Source organism: Filimonas lacunae (assembly GCF_002355595.1).
Taxonomy (GTDB): domain Bacteria; phylum Bacteroidota; class Bacteroidia; order Chitinophagales; family Chitinophagaceae; genus Filimonas; species Filimonas lacunae.
This window is the reverse complement of sequence record NZ_AP017422.1, coordinates 2,359,787-2,384,316: the sequence shown is the minus strand read 5'-3', so window position 1 is coordinate 2,384,316 and position 24,530 is coordinate 2,359,787. Positions and strand designations below refer to the sequence as shown.

The following is a 24,530-nucleotide window of genomic DNA, read 5'->3' as shown; positions in this document are numbered from 1 at the left end:
ACGCTTACAAACAAATAATTAAAGTATTTCAATCTCTTCGTACAATGTACTTTCTGTATCCAGGTTCCGTTGCTCTTTCTCCCAGTCAATCAGCTTTGCCAGGCTTTCTATATCCGGATATTCAAATACAGCCCTGATGGCAACTTCCAATCCCAGTTGTTCCCGTATCAGCGCTACCAACCGCATCACCAGCAGCGAATGCCCGCCCAACTCAAAAAAGTTATCATGAACCCCGGGCTTATCATTCCCTAAAAGCACGCTCCATATTTCAGCCAGCTTTGTTTCTGTTTCATTTCCTGGAGCCACATAAGGCTGCCTGGTTATTTCCATTCCATCCGGTAATGGCAAGGCTTTTTTATCCGCCTTTCCACTGGCAGTAAGCGGAATAGAATCTAACTGAACATAGTAATCCGGAATCATATAATAAGGTAGCCTGGACTGCAGAAATGCCTTCATTTCCTTCGCCTGTACCGGCTCACTTCCGGCAACATATGCCGCCAGTCGCTTCCCGCCTTCATTTGCAGAAAGCACAGTTACTTTCGCCTGTGTAATACCAGGTAATTGCAGCAGCACATTCTCTATCTCGCCTGGCTCTATCCGGAAGCCTCTTATTTTTATCTGGTCGTCTGAACGTCCCAGGTACAGGATATTACCATCAGGCAACCATTTGGCAATATCACCGGTGCGATATAACCGTATAGCAGTGCCATCATATAACCAGTTAATAAACCTTTCCTTCGTTAACTCCGGCAGGTTTAAATACCCCCTGGCCAGCTGCACACCTCCTATCCACAAATCGCCCGGCACCCCCGGTGGCACCGGCTGCAGTTGCTTATCCAGTATATACAACTGCGTATTACTTACTGGTTTACCAATAGGTACAGCAGCACCGGACACTCCTTCTGCAGGCACCGTCCAGCAACTAACGTCAATAGCGGCTTCTGTAGGCCCATATAAGTTATGTATCACCACATGTGGCAGTTTTTCTTTACACAATGCCACCAGCTCAGCATTTAAGGCTTCGCCACTGCATAACACCTGCTTCAGCGGCAGGCAATCGCCTGCTGTTACTACAGCAAGGAACAATTCAAGCATAGACGGCACAAAATGTAACGTAGTAATTCCAGCTGTGGTAACCAGGTCTCTGATATAAAAAGGATCTTTATGTCCTTGTGGCTTTGCCATCACCAGCTTTGCGCCGGTTAACATAGGCCAGAATAATTCCCATACTGATACATCAAAGCAATAGGTCGTTTTTTGCAGCACACTGTCCTGCACGGATAACTGAAAGTAATCCTGTGCCCAAAGCAGGCGGTTCAACAGGCTTCCATGTTCAATCATCACCCCTTTGGGCTTCCCGGTAGAACCGGAAGTATAAATAATATAGGCCAGCGCATCAGCTGCAACGTTTACAGCAACAGCACCCGCAGCCTCTCCCGCAAAACTGCTCATATCCAGCACATCGCAAACAGCAGGCACTCCTGCCGTATTCCACAATTCAGTAGTGGTAACCAGCAGCACTGCTCCTGTATCTTCCAGTATATAGGAAATTCTTTCAGCAGGATACTCCGGATCAATAGGCACATAAGCCCCTCCTGCTTTCAATATGCCCCATAAGGCAATACTTAATGTAACAGACCGGTCAAGGCACACGGCAATAACAGGCGCCTTACCAGAAAACCTTCCCGCTATATAAGCAGCCAGTTGGTTCGATTGCGCATCCAGTGCAGCATAGGTTAACGTATCGGCATCTGCTTCTACCGCAATAGCTTCCGGTGTTTTCATTACCTGCTCTTTCAACAGGTCCACAATGGTAGTATACGCAGGATACCTCTTATCCGTGTTGTTAAACTCCACTACTACCTCTTTCACTTCCTGCTCACTCATAAAAGGTAAGGCTGCCACAGCTTTTTCCGGAGTAGCAATGATAGCCTCCAGCAAACTACAGTAATGACCTGCCATTCTTTGCATAGTGGCAGCTGTATATAAATCTGTATTATATTCAACACTTACCTGTAATCCATCGGTTTGTTCTATTTCAAAGTTAATATCGAATTTAGCCGTGTTATGCGGTATCGTCTCTTCCGTAATAGTCACTTCACCCAACTGTTGCAAATGATCAGAACCGGAAGCAATAAAAGCAAACATGACCTGGAATACCGTGTGACGGCTGATATCGCGTGGTAAGTCCAGTACATCTACAATCTGCTCAAAAGGTACCGATTGATGTGCAAAAGCCTCCAGCGTAGTGCTCTTTACCTGCTGCAATAGCTGCACAAAGGAGTCATTGCCGGTAACAGGAGTTCGTATAGCAAGCATATTCACAAAGAAGCCTACAAGCGGTTCCAACACGGAATGATGGCGACCCGCCACGGGCGTGCCTATGCAAATATCTTCCTGACCACTATAACGGTGCAGCAGTACGTTAAATGCCGATAACAGCACCATATATACAGTAACACCTTGTTGCAAAGCCAGCTGTTGCAACCTTTCATTTACCTGTGCCGGCAACGCCAGGATCACACGCCCTCCATTCACCCCCATCAGGGCTGGCCGTAAAAAGTCAGTAGGCATTTCAAGGTTAGCTACGCCTTTCAGTTGTTTTCTCCAGTAAGCTATTTCAGCTTGCTGCTTTGTATTTTCAGCCGCTCTTTGCCAGCAGGCATAATCAGCATATTGAATTTGTAGTGCAGGCAATACAGGCGCACGCTCTTCCAACCGCGCCATATACAATTCATACAATTCACGAATCAGCAATGGCACAGAAGAACCATCGGCAGCAATGTGGTGCATTACCACTATCAGCAGGTATTCCGTAGCAGACAACCGGATAAGCTGCACCCGTAAAGGGCTGTGCGCTGCCAGCACAAATGGCCGGCTGATCACCTCTTCAATAGCAGCATTCAGGTCTTCCCCATCTTTCAGGGTCAATAATGATTCTATTTGCCAGTCATCAGCAGAACGTATAGTCTGTGCACCTCCACCTCCTTCTTCTGTTATCACTGTTCTCAATACTTCATGGCGGCGGGTAATTTCCCGGAAAGCATGTTCCAGTGCCGCCATATCCAGGTTACCCTTCAAACGAAATACCGCAGGGATATGATACTGTACGCTTCCCTGAAGCTTGTCAATAAACCACAAACGCTCCTGGGCAAAAGACAAAGGAATCACCACCCCTTCTTTACGCACAGGAATCGTATCCAATTCATTACCGGCAATACTTTCAGCCAGCACAGCAGCCAGCGCCTGCAATTCAGGATACCTGAACAGGGTGCTCAATTCTATTTTGCGTCCGGTAAGCTCTTTTATTTTATAGCCCACCTTCACCGCCGTTAATGAATTACCTCCTATCTCAAAAAAATGATCGCTTACACTCACGTCTTGCCTATCCAGCACTTCTTTCCAGATATGACTCAACAGGCTTTCTTCCGCACTACGCGCAACAGTTACCTCCTGTTCGCCCGGTTCTATCCGGATAGATGCTAAAGCAGCCAAATCCAGCTTCCCATTCCTGTTAAGCGGCATCTGCGCTATATGTCCAACAAAAGAAGGTACCATATAACCAGGCAGGAGGTTACGCAACTGCGCTTTTACCGCTGTGGCATCTTTTTCCTTTCCGGTATACCAGGCAATCAGCTGTTTATCCCCTTTCGCATTCACACGCACCGCTACAGCCGCCTCAGCCACGCCCTCCTGCTGTTCCAGCACCCGTGCAATTTCTGAAGGCTCCACCCGGTAACCACGAATCTTTACCTGGTTATCATTACGGCCACGGAAAAGGATACGGCCATCTTCATCCCAGCAACCAATATCACCCGAACGGTATATACGCCCACCTGCCACAAACGGATCGGCAATAAAGGCAATAGCATTACGTGCCTCATCATTCAGATAACCACGGCTAACGCCCTCACCCCCCAGCCACAATTCACCATAAATACCTTTACCCACCAGCTGCCCATAGGCATCTGTTATATATACACGACTTCTGCTTACAGGATAGCCAAGGCGAATGGTTGCCGATGCAATATCTGTAGCCAACACCTCTCCGCAAACAGAGAAAGTAGTATTCTCTGTAGGACCATACCCATTAATGATACGTAATGCAGGGCAATGAACTTTTACCTTATTAAGGTGCGCTATCGATAACTGCTCACCACCTACCAGAATTTGTTGTAAGCTGCCAAATAAAGCAGGCTGCTCGTCGGCCAGTTGATTAAACCAGCTACTGGTAAACCACATACAGGTAATACCATAGCGTACAATCCTTTCCTGCAGCGCTTCTGCATCCAGCAGGTTTTCCAGCGCAGTGATATAAACGCTTCCCCCGTTTAACAAAGCGCCCCATATTTCAAAAGTGGCCGCGTCAAAAGACAGCGCCCCCGTTTGTAAAATGCGGTCACGGTGATCCAGCGAAATATAATTGGTTTCTTTTACCAGGCGAATAATGCTACGCTGTTCTACCATTACTCCCTTAGGTTCGCCGGTAGAGCCTGATGTAAACATCACATAAGCTAATGCAGCGCTGTTCAGCTCCATCACTTCAGCCGTCCATCCTCCTGCCAGCGCATCTTTGATATCCACACAATAAAACGAATGGCCCAATGTCTCTGCCGTAGCTTTATCATCTATTATTACCACCGACACATTTCCTGCCTTCAACAAGTTGCGCATACGTTCGGCAGGCATGTCCGTTTCCACCGGCAAGTATGCCGCTCCTGCACGTAATGCAGCCACCATAGACAATACAAAACCGGTTCCCCGCTTCATCACTATGCCTACCAGCTGCTCACTACCCACATGGCACACATTTTTGAGATAACCCGAAATAATGCCTGTGTACTTCCACAGCTCGCCATAGGTATACCAGTTATCCCCATCGCTCAGCGCCGTTGCATCGTAATGGGCCGTTACCATTTCCTTTAATAAAAAGGGAATAGAAGTCTTCTCAGCTACCCGGCTATCATCACCTGCATATTGCAATAACGCAGCACGTTCTGCTTCTGAAAAATAATTCAGCTGTTTAACCAGCTTACCGGGTGTGGTAACTACCTCTTCCAACAGGTAAATCAAATGCGCTCCCATCCGCTGAATACGGCTGGCTGCAAACAAGCCTGTACAGTATTCTATATTCAGGTGCAGTGCCCCCCCCTTTTCTTCAAAATCAAATAATAAGTCAAACTTACTGCCCAGGCTGGCGAATGTAATAGCCTCAGCCTGCCACTCATCCAACGCCTGCGGTGCATTCTGCTCTGTATCCTGCATCACCACTGCCACATCAAACAGCGGCATACGGCCTGCTTCCCTTTTAACGGCCAGATCATCCACCAGCAGGTCAAAAGGATACGACTGATGTTCATATGCCTGAAGCGCGGTAGATTTCACCTGTTGTAAAAACTCCCGAAAACTACCCTCTGCTTTTACTACAGAAGACAAGGCCAGCATGTTTACATAAAACCCCACCTGGTTTTCCAATGCTGCATGCTCTCTGCCCGAAGCCGGTGTACCTACTACCACTTGTTCCTGGTGGGTATATTTATGAAGCAGGGTTTTGATCACTGCTATAACCAGCATGAACATACTTGTTCCCTCCTGCCTGCATAGGACTTTAGCCTTTTGCAATAACCCATCTTCTATCACAAAGGAAAACGAAGCTCCTTCTTGTGTCCTATCTGCTTTCCTGGGAAAGTCAAGCGGCAACTCCAGCACGGGAACGCCTTTTTCAAACGTTCGCATCCAATAGGCGCGGTGTGCATCCATTGCCTTTTCCTGCATTTTTATACGATGCCAGGAAGCATAATCTTTATACTGGATGGCCAGCTCCGGAAGTACAGATATGGGTTTGCCCGAAAGATGCCGGTACAACATCAGCAGATCGCCCATCAGGATGTCGCACGACCATCCATCTGAAATAATATGATGAATAACAAAACCAAACACCCAGCGTTGTGGAGCAGTTTGTATCAGCAACGCTTTTAATAAAGGCGGCTTTTCCAGGTCAAAAACAGTCAGAACCAGTTTCTGTATCAATTCGTCTGCACGTTCTTCTGCGCTTGCCTGCTGTTGTAAATCCACATAGCTAATCACCTGCGCTGCAGCTACCTCCTGAATATATTGTACTATTTCGCCATCCACTACTCCAAAAGCAGTTCGTAATACTTCATGCCTTTGCAGCAGCGCTTCCATTGCCTTTATGAATAGAGCCGCCTGTATCACCCCTTTGAAACGGAAGGCAGCAGGCATGTTATAATGAGTACCTTCCTCTGCCAACTGACAAGCCAGCCACATGCTGCGTTGCGCATGAGACAATGGATAATGCGGCGCCACAGCCAGCACAGGAATCTCCTCTTCCTTTACAGTACCTTTCTGAATCAGAACAGCCTGTTCCTGTATAGTAGGATAAGTAAACACAGCTTTCAGCGTAATACCAGCCTGCAACCGTTTGTTCACCTGTATCACCAGCCGGGTAGCACTCAGCGAGTGCCCTCCTATATCAAAGAAACTATCCTTAGTGCTGATAGTTGTTTTACCCAATACTTTTTGCCATATCTCCAGCAGTTGACATTCCGTTTCATTAGCAGGGGCTATCAACCCTTTGCTGCTTTTATCCAAATCCGGCACAGGCAATGCCTTTCTATCCACTTTATCACTCAGGTTAACCGGGTAAGCCTTCATGAACACATACGCCACCGGGCGCATAAAAGCTTCGAGGTGGGCTCTGGCATATGTACGCAGGCTCTCTTCGAGCAGTGCGGTATCGGTTGCTACCCCTTGCCTTGCAATCAGGTAAACCACAGGTAGTTTTTCCTGCTGCACCGGCTGCAGCACTACCACAGCATCCGCGATATCGGAATGATTGCGAAAACAGTTTTCTATTTCTTCCAGTTCTACACGTTGCCCTCTTATTTTCACCTGCAGGTCAATACGTCCTAAAAATTCCAGGTTTCCATCCGGCAGGAAACGGGCAAGGTCACCGGTTTTATAATACACATCTCCTAATAAACCAGGAAAACGATTCGGCTTAAAACTGGCAGCCGTTTTTACAACATCATTCCAGTAACCACCACCTACGCCATCACCACTCACACATAACTCGCCCGGTACTCCCATAGGCAGCAGCCTTTCTTTTTTATCAAGGATGAAAATATTCATATTGGCCACCGGCTTGCCCACAGGCACGCGGGTGGTGTGATGTAAAGGCTCACTGATCACATATTGCGCTATATCGTCAGAAGCTTCACACGGCCCGTAAGCATTGAGCATTTTACAGGCAGGAAATGCAGCCATCCAACGGTTTACCAGTACTACAGGTAATTCTTCTCCTGTCATCATTACCCATTTTAAATGGGCTAAACGGTTTTTCCAATGTGGATGCAACTCTATATATTCCAGCAGGCCGGCTGTGTAAGAAGGAACCCATTCAACCAGGTGCACCTGCTGTTTTTCCAGCAGCAACAAGGTAGTTTCATAATCAAGTAAATCTTCTTTATCTATCATTACCACCACACCGCCTTTCATTAAAGGGGCCAGCATTTGCCACACAGAAATGTCTGATGCCACTCCTGCACTCTGCAAAAACCGGAACCCTGCCGGCAGATCCATAGCGTCCAGTTCGGCCAGTATATGGTTCATGGCACCTTTATGCAAGGTAATAGCACCTTTAGGCTCACCGGTAGAGCCGGAAGTAAACAGCACATAGGCAGGATCATCCATGCCTATTACCGGCGGCTCATAGATAGCTGCCTCTACAGCATCTTCTGCCAGCTGCCATTTTTCAGTACAAACCACTGCCTCTGGCAATGTGTATTCACCAGCATTGGCCGAAAGGGTTTCCAGCAATGCCTCTGTGGTGATCAATACTCTTATTTTATTATTATGGATCAACCTGGCTACACGAACAGGCAGATGCTGGTTATCAAGCGGTACATACACACCACCTGCTTTCAATATCGCCATCAGGCAATATACCAGTTCAGGCGTACGAGGCATATATACGCCTACCAGTTCTCCTTTTATAACTGGTAAAGATTGCAATACAGAGGCGATATAATTAGCAGCCTTGTTGAGGTAGCCGTAAGAGATGTTCTTGTCCTGATACATAATCGCTGTAGCAGCTTCATATAAAGGCACCTGCTTTTCAAAGTAAGCAGCCACAGGCCAGTGATTCTCCATAGGCACACGCCCCTGGTTAAACACAGTGGTAAGCATCTCCAATTCCTTACCATCCATAATATCCAGTGCTTCTACCAATACATCAGCATTCTGCAACACCTGCTTTACCAGGTAACAGAACCGGTTTAAAAGACTTTGCATATACGCATCTGTATAAGAGCGCGTGCGATAGTTAATCTGCATGACCACCTGCTCTCCCACTTCCACCTCTACATCCAGTTCATAGCTGGTAATATCTATAGTAGTAGCATTATCTGCATGCAGGTAGTCTTGCTCTGAAGTATCGTGTATAGAGTTTCGTTGCGGATAATTTTCAAATACAAAAACATGATGCAGCAACTCTTTTCCCAATGCCGATCTCGATTGTATTTCGGGCAACGAGCAATATTGATGCGAAAGATGATGGGTAAAATGCTCATGCAGCTGTTTTACCAGTTCCCGGAAAGTAGTAGTATCATCAAAGCGGATACGCTGAGGTATGGTATTAATAAACAGCCCCAATATGGTTTCAACACCAGGCACTTCTACAGGCCTTCCGGCCACCACATTCCCAAACACCACATCCCTAACCTGGTTATAGCGTGCCAGCAAAATACCCCATACGCTTTGAAAAAAAGCGTTCATAGTAATATGCTCCCGTTGCACCAGCTGGTTTATCCGCTGTACTGTTTCTTCATCAAAAGTGGCACGCACACTCCTGGTAACGGTTCGCAACTGTTGCTTATCACTCACCGGTACAGGGGGCACAAGGGCTACTGTGTCATACCCTTCCAGGTATTGCTGCCAGTAATCCAGCGAAGCACGCTGATCCTGGCTACCCAGCCACTGAAGGTAACGGCTATAGGGCACCGGCGCTGGCAGCGCCACTTCTTCATGGCGCAGATATCCATAATATGCCTGCTTCCATTCCTGGATAAGCATAGACAAACACCAGCCATCCATAATAATATGATGAAAGCTCCATACAAATTCATACTCATCATCGGCCAGCTGAATCAGCGATAGGCGAAACAACGGTTGTTTTACCAGGTCAAAACCTTTTTCCACATCCGCCAGCTTAAAATCGGCAACCGCCTGCTCCCTTGCATCGGCCGGCAAATGTGTGTAATCAATAATATCAAAACCCAGCTTACGCTGCTTTAATACTATCTGCAAAGGCCTGTCTGCCTGCTGATATACAAAAGCAGTACGCAGTATTTCATGCCTTCCGGCAAGAAAATCAAGGCTTCTTTCCAGCACTTTCACATTCAATGGCGCTCTACTTCTATAAGCTGTCTGGCAGAAGTAATCGCTGGATAATTCGAATATAGTATGAAACAACATAGCCTCCTGCATAGGAGTAAGAGGATAGATCTGTTGGATGTTTTCTTTCGTATTCATGACTCAGGCCGCTGATTTAACAATAACTAATAATTAAGCAGAGTTCCCGCACTTTCTGCTATAGACCGGCGATAATAATAAGAAGCCACAGCCACATCAAATATGGCCATACCCATAGGGTTAAACATCACCACTGCATCATCGGAAAGCCTACTCCATACTGAATTATTGAGCAATGCACCCAGGTTTACCGTATCCTGTTTCTGCAATTGTTTATCCTGGTGCATTTTTTCTATATCCGTGTTTTCCCGGCACACTTCCTCCCAGTCATCTACAATAATCATATCTGCGTGGTGCACAAAATCCGGCTCATAATCGCGCAATGACACGTTCAGATGAACCGATCCTTTTTTAGGCGGCTTATTAATATACCGGTTGCTGGAAACCGTACAGGTAATAAAAACATCGGCATCCATATATGCTTCTTCCCAGGAAGATACCTGGGTAACCTTGCCATCAGGCCACTCTTTCAGCAATGCTTCCTCTATAGGCTTCAGATCAAAAATGCGCACCGCACTGATGTTGTTACCAAATAACGAAAGCAGCATTTTCAAATGCAATTGCCCAATAGGTCCAAAACCCGTAATACCTGCAATTAAACCGCTGCGCTGTCTGTATGTCAGAAATTTAGACAATACAAAAGCAGATACACCTGCAGTGCGTATGCCACTGGTAACCGCACTATTGATAATGCAACAGGGAATACCTGTATCCGCTTCATTCAATACAGTTACCGAATGCGCCCTGGGAATACCCTGCCTGGTATTATCCGGAAAACTGGCTATCCATTTAATTCCAGAAAAGCCGATATTTCCACCTACATAAGCAGGCATGGCAATAATGCGGTTGGTTAAATTATTATACCGCAGATAAGGCTTCACAGGCTGGGCGTAATCAGTAGCAGGCATCGTTTGCACCGCACTTTCAATACAGCTTACCACTTCAGACCACTGCAACGGCAATTGTTGAATATCACTTGTGTTCAGATAAAGCATATAAATACATAATTAGGATAAAGAGGTTCCGTTTAGTACCAGTGGTGTTTCGGAAAGCACTACCGGCACTTGTTCTGTGGTATGATAAAGTACATTTTGCACCCAGGCTTCGTTATATACATTGCTCAGATACGAATTACCTTTATCGGTAGAGAAAAATAATACCTGCGCTTCCGGCTCTATCCCATGCAGTAAAGCATATTTTTTTATAGCCTGGTATACTGCGCCGGTAGACGCACCACTTAATATGCCTTGTTCAGACAACAAAGCCCGGCATCCTATAATAATTTCCCCATGCGTTACATGCACCACATCATCAATACTGGCAATAGATACCAATGCCGATTTTTTACTGGCTCCAATGCCCGATACAAATCGTTTACGTGGTTTTTCAGAAAACAGTAACGACCCTTCCACATCTACCGCTACCACTTTAATATGGGGGAAATGCTCTTTCAGTCTTTTAGAAATACCCGTGATGGTGCCACAGGAGCTTACTGCTATAAACACATAATCCAGCTGCGAAAATTGATTACATATTTCAAGGCCCATGGTATTATAATAACCCAGGTAGTTATCGGGATTTTCATACTGATTAGTCCAGAAACTGTTAGGATGCTTCCTGCGCAATTCCTGCACCGCTTCAATACGGGTAAGCAGGTAACCATTGGTATGATCCGGCTTATCCACCTTTATCACTTCCTCTACCAGCATGCGAAGCACTGTTTCATTTTCCTGATTAATATTCGGATCAATAACCGGGATAAATTTCAGCCCTATCTGCTTGCAAATCATGGCCAGCGCAATGGCAAAATTGCCGGAACTGGACTCTACAATCAAGGTATCTTTATTAATTTCATTTCTTTTGATAGCATTCAGCAGAATGCTGTAAGCAGCCCTGTCTTTAATACTTCCGCTATAGTTAACATGCTCCAGTTTAATAGAAAGGCGGCAATCGAAGCGGAGAGATTTAACGGGAGTATTCCCAATCAAAGGCTCCAGGTGTAATAACGCGTCTAACATAGGAATCTATATTATTGATGATGAAGTAAAATTTCGGTTAAGTTGTTTTTCATAGCCGCCAGCGAATCTTCCATAATTTCTAAAGCAGCAGCAATGATAGCAGGCGTGATAATTAAAGGAGGCACCAATCTTACCACATTATTGAAATGGCCTCCCACTTCAAATATTAACCCTCTATGTAAACAGTTCTTTCTAAACTCTTTTACCGATCTGGCATCCGGCTCACGGCTCTCCCTGCTCTTCACAAATTCAATTCCTATCATAAGTCCCTCTCCACGCACCTCCCCAATAAGCGGGGAAACAGCTTTGAGTTTATCAAGCCCTGCAAATAACAGTTTGCTCATCGCCTGTGTATGCTCGTTCAAATCGTATTTATCTACAAAGTCAAAAGCGCCGTTCGCTGCTGCCAGGCTTACCTGGTTGCCCCGGAAAGTGCCAATATGCGCAGCAGGCCCCCAGGCTTCGATGTCACGTTTATAAATAATGCCGGCTACCGGAAACCCCACGCCCCCCAGGCCTTTGGATACGGTAATGATATCCGGGATGGCCTTACCATGCATAAAAGATAAAAACTCTCCGGAACGGAAAAAGCCCGACTGTACTTCGTCAAAAATCACCAGCACATCATGCTTATGCGCCAGTTCCACTAAAGCTTCCAGGTAACCCGCTTTCGGTTTTATGTTACCCCCTTCGCCCTGTACAGGCTCCAGGATAATAGCAGCTGGTTTAGGAATACCTGAATGCCCGTCTTCCAGCACCATTTTCAAATAGCCCAGGCAATCCAAAGCACAGTTATCCGGATTTTTCTTAAACACACAGCGGTAACAGTAGGGATAAGGAACAAAATGAATATTGGGCACCAGGGAAGATATTCCCTGCCTGAATCCCGTATCGGAGGTTAATGCCAGTGCAGTAGCGCTCATGCCATGATAGCCGCCTGAAAAAGCAATAACTGTATCGCGGCGTGTTTTAATTTTAGCCAGCTTAATAGCCGCTTCAATAGCATCCGATCCGGTGGGCCCTACAAAACTAACTTTATACTCATCGCGCAACGTCACCGGCAAATGCGCCAGTATCTTCTGAATAGCATTCAGTTTATTTTCAGTAGGAAAATCCAGTGCATGAATCAGCTCTTTCTGTTGCTTTTCAGCATAGGCCAATACTTCTTCATTACAATGTCCGAGGTTAACTACACCGGCACCAGCAAAAAAATCAAGATAATAGTTGCCATCTACATCTTCTATAATGGCACCTTTAGCCCTTTTAATAGCTATAGGAATATTTCGTGGATAAGAAACGATACTGCCTTCCAGCTTCGTTTGCAGGTCCAGCAAACGGCGGGATTGGACACCCGGGATTTCATCACTGACAATCAGAGGGTGTTCACATAAGTGAAAATGCGAAAATTTATGCATATGTTTTGAGCTTTGGTATTTTTTTCAGTATCAGCTTAAGAGGTTATTCAAATCTTCTAATTCTTCCAGCGAAAGGCTGGTGTAGGCAAAATCACTGGGCGTAAGCCGGGTGCCCGATTGTGCAGCACAGTAATGGATGAGTTGTTGCAGATACAACACATAAGCATTCATCCATTGTTGGAGAGTAGCATCGGTAAACATAGACGGGTAGTAAAATGCAGTTAGCGATAATCGTCCCTTGTTTACGATACCGGTTATTTCTACAGGGTATTCGCCCTGATTATCGACATCCTCTTCGCAGCCCGGCATATGCCCCAGCCACTCAAAAGCATTGCCGGCAGTAGCTTCGTCTGTTTGTCCCAGGTAGTTGAACAGAATAGAAGGACGTACCCGCTCTTTCAGTTCACCATCAGGCAAATGCTTTAACAGCCCATATCCAATTCCTTTATGGGGCACCTGGTGCAACAGTTCTTTCACAATACGTATCTGTCTGCCCGTATCCTGATTCACATCTACCGATAACACTACGGGGTAAACACTGGTAAACCATCCCAGGGTTCTGTCTACAGACAAACCTGGCTCTAACTCTGCCCTGCCATGGCTCTCCAGCATTACACTTACGGCGCCAACAGCAAACTGTTGTTGCGTAGCAAGCGTTAATGCAGCTAACAACAAATCGTTCATATCTGTATTAAAAGCCTGGGGAGCCACTGTTAACAACAAGCGTGTATCTTCTTCCGTTAACGCCACCCTGTAATGCCGCAGGCTGTTAATGCTGCCAGGCTGCGCGTTCTCATAATCCAAAGTAAGTTCGCAGATACCTGCATACACCTTTTTCCAGTACTCCGTTTCCGCAGCCAGCACTTCTCCCGAAGCGTATACCTGTAGCTGCTCGCTCCATCGTTTAAACCCATCTGTTTTAGCAGGAAGCACCAGAGGCTCTTCTTTCAACGCCTGTTCGTATAAAACAGTTACATCTTCCAGCAGTATCCTCCACGAAACACCATCAATTACCAGGTGATGGATAATCAACAGCAAATAGGCACCTTGGGCAGTATTAAAAACAGCCACCCTGGCCAAAGAGCCTTCTGTTAACCGGATAGCAGCAGCCAGTTCCAACGCTTTCTCTTCCATAAAAGCCATTACTTCTGTTTCTGCAGACACCTCAAACCATTCTACAGATGCCCACTCCGTTTCAGGGCGGTTATATTGAGTTACCTCCCCGTCTTTCAAAGTAAAGGTGATACGAAGCGCATCATGCCACTCCTGCAACTTATGCCACACCGCAGCAATAGCAGCGGGTTTTAGCCCGGCAGCAGCGTATAACAATGCAGACTGATGATAATGATTTTTATTAGCCTTATCCGAAGCAAAAAAATCTTTCTGAACAGAGGTTAGCGGAACCTGCCCAATAACCGGTTCCTGCCAGGCCAACTGTGTTACAGGCCGCAGGTAAGGAGCCAGTTCTTTAATAGAAGGATAGCGCATAATATCTCTTATTTCTGCCTTGTATCCTTGTCGGGAAATATGAGAAGCCAGTTGTATGGCAGTAATAGAATCACCACCAGCCTGGTAAAAATTTTCATTCAAATGCACTACCGGCTTTTGAAAAACCTGTTGCCAGGCAGTAGCCAGCACTTCCTGCTCGCGTGTAGCAGGCGCTTCTGCCTCTCCTGCTTCTTGCTGCTGCAGCGCAATAGCCCCCAACGCACGCCTATCGGCTTTCCCGTTCACCGTAACAGGGATCGCTTCCATAAAATGATACCGGTGTGGCACCATATAGCCAGGCAGCTCACGTGCAATAGCTTCTTTAATTTCACTGTAAGAAACTTCAGACATTTCCTGCGGCACCACATAAGCAGCCAGGTATTTTTTACCAGCTTCGTCTTCTTTATCCAGCACCACAGCTCCTTTCACAGAAGATAGCTGGGTAATACGTGCTTCTATCTCGCCCAATTCAATGCGGTGCCCATTTACTTTTACCTGGTGATCTTTCCTGCCACCTAATTCCAATATTCCTTTTTCGTTAAAAATGGCACGGTCGCCCGATTTATATAAACGTTGCGGCCTGTTTGTAAAAGGATCTGTCATAAAAGACACGGCAGTTTTTTCAGTATCTTTCAAATACCCACGCCCCACACCTACTCCTGCCAGGCACAACTCACCTGCAATACCATCCGGAACCAGGTTCATGTTTTCATCGGTAACATAGCTGCACATGTTGTGCAACGTGTAACCCACAGGAACTTTCTCCTTCAAACCTTCAGCAGAATATAAAGTGTAAAAAGTAACAGTATCCGATACCTCCGTAGGCCCGTAATCATTTACAATAGGAATATGAGGAAATAATGCAAACCATCTTTTCACCAGCGAAGGCTTTAGTATCTCTCCACAACTATCCAAAAACTGCAAGGAAAGCGGATACCGGGCAGGATCGGCTTCTATTATATCCAGCAATAAAGCCAGGTAAGAAGGCACCAGCAGCAAATGAGTGGCCTTATCGTGCAACAACCTTGTAAGGAAGGCTTCTGGATCATTCACCAGTGCATCTTCATAAATGACGGTAGTTCCTCCGGCAGTGAATGCATTAAAAAACTGCCATACAGATATGTCAAATCCATGCGAAGCACTCTGTATCAATTTCATATCCGCATTCATATTAAAAACCTCCACACTATTGTAAGCATGGTTCATTTTACCGGCGTGCTCCAGCATGGCCCCCTTAGGCTTACCGGTAGAACCCGAAGTAAACAGTACAAAGGCCAGCGCATCCACCTCCATAGGCACGACGTAATTATCCGTTGGTTCAACCTTGGCTTCTTCTAACAATTCATCTATGTAGTGAAACACACATATATCTTTCATGGCTTCTGCAATAGTCTCCGTAACACATTCCCTTTCCGCTACCACATGCTTTACACCCGCCTCTTCTAATATGCTGATGATGCGGTTATCGGGAAGTTTTCTTTCCAGCGGTACATATGCTGCACCCGACTTCCATATGGCCAGAATAGCAGCGGCCATTATTTCACTGCGACGCATAAAAACACCTACCAGCTCTTCAGAACGTAAGGCAGCACGCCTGTTCAGTACCCTGGCCAGCTGGTTCACCAAAGCATTCAGCGAGCCGTAACTAAGCTTCCGGTCGTTGTATACAACAGCGGTTTTATCCGGCGTTTCTACCGCAAACCTTTCCATACAATGGAAATAAGTTTGCTCCAGCGGATACGCTTCTACTGTAAACCGCTGATGATAAGCCTGCTGTTCTGCCTCGGTCAGCAACGATAACTTCCCTACAGGCATTTCCGGATCGCGCTCCAGTTGCTCCAGCAACAGGTCTATATGCCCGGCCAGGTTTTGCATCCGGCGTTCTTCAAACAGGTTTGTGTTATAGTTCAGATAAAGCCATAAAGCCCCCTCCTGTTCGGCAAATTCCAGTTCTATATCAAAAAGGCTATGCTCTACTACCAGCGGCAGTGTATTTACCTGTAACTCGCTCAGCTGCCCTTTAAAAAGCGAACTTTCATCTTCATCAAAATTCTGCAGTACAATAGCGATATCAAACAGCGGGTTCCGGCTCATTTCACGTTGTACATGCAAATCGTTCACCAGCAAATCAAATGGGTATGCCTGGTGGTCAAATGCCTCCAGCGTACGTTGCTTCACTACCTGCAGCCATTGCACCAGGTTCTTTTCAGGCTCAATGGTATTTCTCAAACAAACCGTGTCCAGAAAATAGCCAATCTGCTCATCCAGGTCCGGATGATTTCTACCGGAAGTAACAGTGCCTATCACAATATCCCGCTGCCCTGTATACTTATACAGCAACACATTTACCAATGCATTCAACACCATAAACAAGCTGGCGTCTGCTTTTTGAGCCAGCCTGTTTAACAAGGCCAGTTTTTGCGCAGAAAAGCAATGTCGTATCGTTTGCCCCTTATACGTTTTAACAGCAGGCCTCTCTTTGCTGTAAGGCATTGCCAGCACAGGAACTTCTTCTTCAAATACCTGCTGCCAGTATTGTTTATGTGCCGCATACTCATCTGAAACCAACTGCTGTTGCTGCCAGAAAGCGAAATCTTTGTATTGAACAGGTAATACGGTGCTGTTATGCTGCTTCTCCGGCTGCTGGCCAAAGGCGTGGTAATTCCGGAACACTTCCCGGATAAGCAGGTTATTAGACCAGCCATCGCAAATGATATGATGCATCACACAAAAGAAATAGCTGGTATCGTCAGGCAGCAAATACACCGTTGCCTGAAATAGCGGGCCATTCTGCAAATCCATAGCAGCATATGCACGCTTTTGCAACAATGCCGTGATGGTTTCCCGGTTATAAGTTCCATTTGTGCCATCCACTACTTCCAGTTGTACAGGCAAATCACCGGAACCATGCACCCGCTGCATCAGCACACCATCTGCCACTTCAAAAGTGGTTCGTAGTATTTCATATTTATCCACCACCTGTTCTATCGCATTACGCAATGCGGGTATATTCAGGTTGCCGTTTAATTCAAAAGCAGCATAAGAATTATAAGCTACCAGTTCGTCTTCCATCTGGTCTATCAGCCACAATCTTCTTTGTGCATTGGAAGCCGGATAATAACCCGCTTCATTTTTAACTACCGGATGAATGGGAACAAATTGCTGATGCTCTGTTCTATCAATATAAGCAGCAAGACTACCCAGTTCAGGATATTCAAATACATTTTTTACGGATATTTTCGTTTTTAGCAATCTGTAAACCTGTGAAACCAGCTGCGTGGCTTTCAGCGACTGACCGCCTGTTAAAAAGAAATGACTATTTACCCCAACCGTCTCTTTTTGCAGTAACTGCTTCCATATATCTGCCAAAACTTTTTCAGTAGCAGTTTGCGGAGCAATTACCTGCCCGTTAGTAATGCCGGCAGGAGTAAGCGCAGCCAGTTGCTGCCTGTCGGTTTTACCATTCGCATTCAGCGGAAGATGTTCCAGCACCAGCCATTGTTCCGGAATCATATACTCCGGAAGTATACGGCTAAGCCATCCCCTGATAGCAGGAATATCGGCTGCAGTTGCGCCAGCCCATGTAATAAATGCAGCAAGCGCCTGCTCTCCTCCATTCTCCTTCACCAGTACTGCCGCTTCTTTTACATCCGGAAACTGCACCAGGTGAGCTTCAATTTCTTCCAGTTCAATTCTATTACCCCGTATTTTTACCTGCTGATCTATTCTGCCTAAAAACTCAATATTTCCATCCGGTAAGTACCTTCCGATATCTCCTGTTTTATACAGCCGAACATCCGGCTGACCGCAAAAAGGATCAACAATAAATACATCCTGTGTTTTGACTGGATTGTTTATATACCCTTTCCCCACACCTACGCCGGAAACCCATATTTCACCACTAACGCCCCGGGGACATAACCCACCTCCGGCATCTACTATATATATTTTCAGGTTAGGCACCACACGACCTATAGGTACAATTAATTGTTCAGGGGCCTGGTGCATCACAAAATGCGTAATATCATCAGAAACCTCCGTTGGCCCGTATGCATTTACCACAGGCACCCGGAATAGCAAAAACCATCTGGCAAGCAATCGCTGTTTAACGGTTTCACCCGTTACCACCAACCATAATAACCGGCACAAGTAAGACTGACCAGGCTGTAACTCCATTTCATCCAGCATCACAGACAAATAACTCGGCACCACTTCCAGCACCGTCACCTTGTCTTGCTCAAGCCGGCTAATGAAAGCAGGCACATCCAGTATTACTTCCTGATCGTAAACAACCACCGTACCGCCCACCAGCAGGGCAGCAAAAAACTGCCATACCGAAATATCAAAGCTTTGCGAAGCATTCTGCGCAACAACACTGTTGTCATTCAGCCCCAGTAAATCTATTTTGGCAAACAGGTGATTCACCATTCCCTGCTGCTCTACCATAGCGCCCTTAGGCTTTCCTGTAGAGCCGGAAGTATAAATAATGTAAGCAAGCTCTTCTCTCCTGTTTGCCGGTAATGCAGCACGGGTTACCATTACAGTAGCAGGCACTGTTGTATGCCAGCTAAAAACACCGGGCGTATAGGAAACAATCACATGCTTTACCACTCCACGCTTCACCATTTCCTCTGCCAGGTACAGATACTTTCCTTCTGTAACCAGCACGCTAACAGCAGCATCCTGCACCATAAAATCCATCCTTTCTCCAGGTAAATCCGGATGCAGGGGCACATAGGCCCATCCTGCCTTCCAGCCGCCATAAATAGCCGCTACCAACTCCACAGATCTGTCCATCAATATACCCGTTACCTGGTAGCCTGCCACCTGCCCTATAGTGGTTAAAAGATCACAAAGTATGGTAGCTGTATTGTCCAGCTGACGGTAAGATACAGTACGGCCGCCTGATACAAGAGCCGTTTTATCTGCATATTGCCGAACCACCGCTTCCAGCAGCAAATCTGCCGGTTGGTGCAATGGAAAAGACTTAGCACTGTTGTTCATCTCTTCCAGCCACAAATGGTCAGCTTTAGTCATAACAGAGAAAGAGGACAAGGAATTAGCAGGAGCATTTAGTAAACCACCGGCTAACTGCTCAAATGCAGCCAGCATCCTGGCAATATGCTCCTCGCTATAAACGGCAGTATTATACCCGCAGCGTATGAACAAAACATCACCAGACTGTACAAACTCCATATCCAGATGTGCTAAAGCCGTGCCGTTATGAATTTCCCAGGGACTTAACGTAGCGTTGTGCAACACTACTTCGGCTGCTTCGTGATCAAAAGCCTGAAACTCTACCAATACGTCAAACAAGGGTTGTTGCACATTCGCGCCCGCTTGTTCCTGTAATGCTTCCAGAATCATATCAAACGGATATTCCTGGTGGTCAAGAATACCGGTTAATGTGTCTCTCAAGCTGTGAAGCAATGGCAGAAAGCCCTCCATCACCTGCAGCCTGGTGCGCAAAGGCACAGTATTAATATACAAACCTACCTGGTGCTGCAGTTCGGCATTATTGCGCCCGGACACAGTTGTTCCTACAAGAATATCATCCAGCCCGGAATATTTATAAAAAAGCACTTTTGTAATAGCCAGCAATACTGTAAACACGCTTACCTGCTGCTGCCCCGCCACTTGTATAATTTGATGCGCCAGTGATGCCGGTAAAACATGCTTCACCGACCTGCCAGCATACCCCACCTGCTCTTTCCCCACAGGTAAAGAAGGCAGCTGAAGCCGTGGGGGCAGCTGCTGTAACTGTTGCTGCCAGAATAACTGCTGTTGCTGCGCATACATTTGTTCCTGTACCGCATTACGTTGCCAGCTGGCATAATCTTTATAGTGAAGCTTCAATAAAGGCAACTGATCTTCACTATCAGAGGCCAGGGCGTTATAAATATGCTGCAAATCACTTAGTATCACCTGTGCCGACCATCCATCACCAATAATGTGATGCATCAGAAACAGCAATACCCCATTTCCGTTGTTATCCACAAACAGATGAACAGCAAATGCAGACTCCTCTTCCAGGTTAAAAGGAGCCCGAATAGTGGATAATACCTCCGCTTCCATTCTACCCTCCTCCACAGCATGCCGGAAAAAGAAACGCAGCTTCTCTGCCGGCAATACTGTTTGCCCGGGTTCGCCATCCCATTCCCCGATAAGGGTTCGCAACACTTCATGCCGCTTAACAAGCCTGTGTACAGCCTCCTGTAGCCAGTGCGTATTCAACAAAACAGTATTAAAACGGAACGCTTTATAAATATGATGCATGGTTCCTGTGCCCGCTACCTGCTCCATTGTCCATACCCTCAGCTGCTGATGCGACAAAGGATAATATGGCCGCACTGTTGCTGCCGGAATTTTAGACATCCATCCACCCTCATCAGGCTGCAGCAGTAATTTTTCCAGTTTGTCTACAGACGCATTTTCGAATAACTGCTTCACAGTAATATGCCTGTTAAAATGTATCGCTATCTGCGAAAGCAGTTGTATAGCCAGCATACTATTACCGCCAGCCGCAAAAAAATCAACAGACGGCGCTACCTCTTCATTCCTGAAAACGGATTTCCACAATTCTGTTAAACGGCTGCGCGTATCGTACAGCGTGCCCAATTCGGCCAGCTCGTCCGCAAAGTAACCTCGCCTGTACCCATCTATCAGCTCATGATGCTGCACCTTCCCACTGGTAGTTTTAGGAATTTCCTTTACCGGGATAATCATGTCCGGTGCCAGCCCCAGCTGTTCGGTCAGGCGGGCATTGATAGCCTTTATCACCTCTACAAATTTGCTGAGAGGTTTTTTATACAATACAAATACAATAAAAAGTTCTTTTTCATTTCCCTTTCCCGCATCAGCACAGGCTACCACTTTACCCAGAGAAATATCATCAATACCAAACAACAGCTTTTCAATATCATGGCTATAATAATTCTGTCCCTGTAAAATGATCATATTCTTTTCCCTGCCGGTAATTACCAGCTCATACCACTCATTTACAAAACCCAGATCCCCCGTTCTTAACCAGCCATCCTCCGTAAAAAGGTCTGCATTCAAACTGCTATTGTAATAGCCCGAGGTTACATTCCCTCCTTTTATCTGAACATGCCCTATAGTAGCCGGTGGCAACACTTCATCCTGCTCGCCGCAAATACGGAAATGACATTGTTCCGAGCCTGTGCCCACACATATAAAGCTTACATCGCCCGGCTGCGCAGTGGTTCTTAACTCACCCAGCGAACGGTACCGTTGCAAAGCAGGACGCGGTATAAAGTATTCTTTTAGCGGCACACCAGGCAGGTATCCTGAAACGCCTACAGATGCCTCTGCCAGGCCATACGAAGGACTTATTACATGTTCAGGCAAACCATATACAGCCAGCGTGTACGTAAACCTCCGGCACACGTCGGCCAGAATAGGCTCGGCCCCGTTTACAATAGTGCGAAGCGAAGCCAGGTTCCAGTTAAACTGATCACTCCGGCTCAATGCATCCAGGAAGTACTGGTATCCGAAATTAGGAGAGTAAGAAATAGTGGCTTTAAACTTATCAGCCAGTTCCATCCAAAGCAAAGGCCTTCTGATAAACAAGGCTGTAGGCATAATATATTGATTACAACCTGCATAAGAAGAACTGAGATGAAAAGCGATCATGCCCAGATCGTGCGTTAAAGGAATCCAGCTAAGCACTTCATCCTGTTGCTTAATCTGTGTACGTTCTGTAATATCGCTGAGGTTACAGATGAGGTTAGCATGGGATAACATTACTCCTTTAGGCGTACCTGTAGAACCCGATGAATATTGTATAAACGCCAGGTCGGAAGGCGATACCTCTGGCAGATCTGCTATGTTAACAGGTGCTAACACACACTCATCCTGTGAATGATAAAAACGGTGTTCTGGTTTATAATGCCTGAATTCCAAACCATTTTCCGCAGCATACAGCACCCATTTATCCAGGTATGCCTGCCGGGTATATATATAAGGCCTGCGCAATTCATTCCATATACTATACAGTTTCAGCTTATGTCCATCTTTAACACCGGCAGACACCGGCACAGGCACTATTTTTCCCAGGATACAGGCCCAGAAAGCAACAAGCAATCCTTCGCTATCCTCTTCCACTAATATCATTTCATCACCGGCCACAACACCGGCATGGTAAAAACCGTTCAACAACACCAATGCTTTATGAAGCAGATGAGCATAGGACACGAAAGAATATTCGTTTCCATTAACTATAAAATATATTCCGTTATCTTTTTGTTTAGGGTACAGGAGTATATCGGGCAGGCAAAGCATATCCTTAGCCCCGTGTAAACCGGACGTGTGCAATATCATATATACATAATTGTGCGGTAGTGCTTATGCTAAGCGCTAACAACGAACTAAAAGAAAGTTTTTCTTTAAAAAACAGGTACAACTAACCTGGAATGGCGAGGAGCTTTGTCTTTAACAACAATATCTATCAATGTTACACATAGAACATGGTTTAGAGTTATAGGTTATTAATCGTGTAAATTAATCAGCAGTAGAGATCATGGCTAATAATAGGAATCAGGTATAGCTAAAAAGATGTTTTTCCTTTCTGGCGTTTCTTATTAATTCAGTCTAGGTTTTTCAATTACGGTTCTAAAGATATAAATTATTAATTAACTACAAACTATTTTCTTTATTTTAAAAAAGTTTTTTTCCAGATAAAATACCATTACTTTATATGGCAATATAACGCAATCTATGATTAGAACAGATTCAGGCATGAGAAAACATATATACCTTTTTACCACCATTGTGCTTCTTCTTATTCATAACCTCAACTACGGCCAATCACCACAGGACTCTCTTACCACTCAGCTGGAACAAGAATACAAGCAATCGGTATTCGCAGGCTTTACAGTGGCGATCGTAAACAAAGACTCTATATTATATGAGCATGCATTTGGTTATGCAGATATAGCAAGCCAAAAGCCTTACACCACGCACACCTTACAGCCTATAGCCTCGGTAAGCAAACTATTTATAGGTATGTCTGTTATGAAAGCAGTAGACCAACACCTGCTTTCTTTAGACAGCGACATCAATAGCCTGCTTCCTTTTAGAATAACCAATCCCTATTCACCCAAATATCCTATCCGCTTACACCATCTGCTAACGCATACATCCGGTATTGCAGACAATAAAGAAATATTTAAGAAAACCTATTATGTTTTTCCTCCAGAACCTGTAAACAATCCACTGTATGCATTTATGAAGGCCAATGGCTATGGCAGCACGCCTCCTTCAGGAGACTCTGCGCTGGGCATATTTCTTAAAAATTACCTTAATAACAACGGTACTTATTACCAAAAGGACAATTTTCTGAAAGCTACTCCCGGAAAAGTGTTTGACTATTCCAATATAGCCTCCGACCTGGCTGCCTATATCGTGGAATATAAGTCGGGGAATAGTTTTGCAGCATATACAAAAAAATATATTCTTACACCACTGAACATGACACAGTCATGCTGGTCAGCAGCAGAAGCCGACTCTAACCAGTTAGCCACTTTATACACGATCGACAAAATGAATTATCCAAAATACGGCTCCATATGTTACCCCGCAGGAGGTCTTATTACATCCGGCCATGAGCTGTCTTTGTTTATGAAAGAAAATATTGCCGGCTATTATGGCAACTCAAACATTTTAACACCCACCTCTTTTACTACATTAATGCAACCGGCATTTACAGAAAAGAACACACCTAAATACATAGCACCGGACGAACCCAATATTGGCGTATTTTATATCTTTAAGAAAAACGGTATCCTTGGGCATACCGGTAGCGATGGCGGCGTAACATCTTTTTTCTTCTTCAATCCTAATAAAGGCTTTGGTATGCTGTTTATTACCAACACAGAAGTCCAGAGTGTATCTGGTTATAATGAGCAGGTGTTGAAAGATTTTGAAAAAATATGGCGTACTTTGGGGCAGTTTGGCGAAAGGTTACATGTAAGTCAGAAGACACATGTTAATACGTCAGTCACCTATTAACGCATAAGCTTTACTCTAAATAATAAAC

Annotated in this window: 6 protein-coding genes; 1 reads left to right on the top strand and 5 read right to left on the bottom strand. The window is 45.5% G+C overall.

Going from position 1 to position 24,530, the window contains the following annotated elements; all coding sequences use genetic code 11:
- Positions 1 to 18 precede the first annotated feature (18 nt).
- The 5 genes from FLA_RS09400 to FLA_RS09380 are packed head-to-tail and all read right to left on the bottom strand — an operon-like array spanning position 19 to position 22,813.
- Positions 19 to 9,552, bottom strand: coding sequence for a non-ribosomal peptide synthetase (locus FLA_RS09400; protein WP_076382761.1), 9,534 nt, complete (start codon positions 9,550 to 9,552; stop codon positions 19 to 21).
- Positions 9,553 to 9,578: 26 nt separating this feature from the next.
- The gene (locus FLA_RS09395) at positions 9,579 to 10,547 is read right to left on the bottom strand and encodes a 2,3-diaminopropionate biosynthesis protein SbnB (RefSeq protein ID WP_076382762.1); all 969 of its coding nucleotides are present in this window, start codon (positions 10,545 to 10,547) and stop codon (positions 9,579 to 9,581) included.
- A gap of 12 nt (positions 10,548 to 10,559) precedes the next feature.
- Positions 10,560 to 11,570 (bottom strand): 2,3-diaminopropionate biosynthesis protein SbnA, encoded by a 1,011-nt coding sequence (gene sbnA / locus FLA_RS09390; protein ID WP_076382763.1) that lies wholly within the window; start codon positions 11,568 to 11,570, stop codon positions 10,560 to 10,562.
- Between the two features lie 11 nt (positions 11,571 to 11,581).
- The gene (locus tag FLA_RS09385) at positions 11,582 to 12,985 is read right to left on the bottom strand and encodes an aspartate aminotransferase family protein (RefSeq protein ID WP_076382764.1); all 1,404 of its coding nucleotides are present in this window, start codon (positions 12,983 to 12,985) and stop codon (positions 11,582 to 11,584) included.
- A 30-nt stretch (positions 12,986 to 13,015) separates the two neighbouring features.
- Positions 13,016 to 22,813, bottom strand: a complete 9,798-nt coding sequence (locus FLA_RS09380) for a non-ribosomal peptide synthetase (RefSeq protein WP_084206567.1) — start codon at positions 22,811 to 22,813, stop codon at positions 13,016 to 13,018.
- A 417-nt stretch (positions 22,814 to 23,230) separates the two neighbouring features.
- On the opposite strand from FLA_RS09380, the gene FLA_RS09375 reads away from it, so the two are divergent.
- Positions 23,231 to 24,502: a serine hydrolase domain-containing protein gene (locus FLA_RS09375; RefSeq protein WP_159445203.1), complete on the top strand. Its 1,272-nt coding sequence runs from the start codon at positions 23,231 to 23,233 to the stop codon at positions 24,500 to 24,502.
- Positions 24,503 to 24,530: the final 28 nt, after the last annotated feature.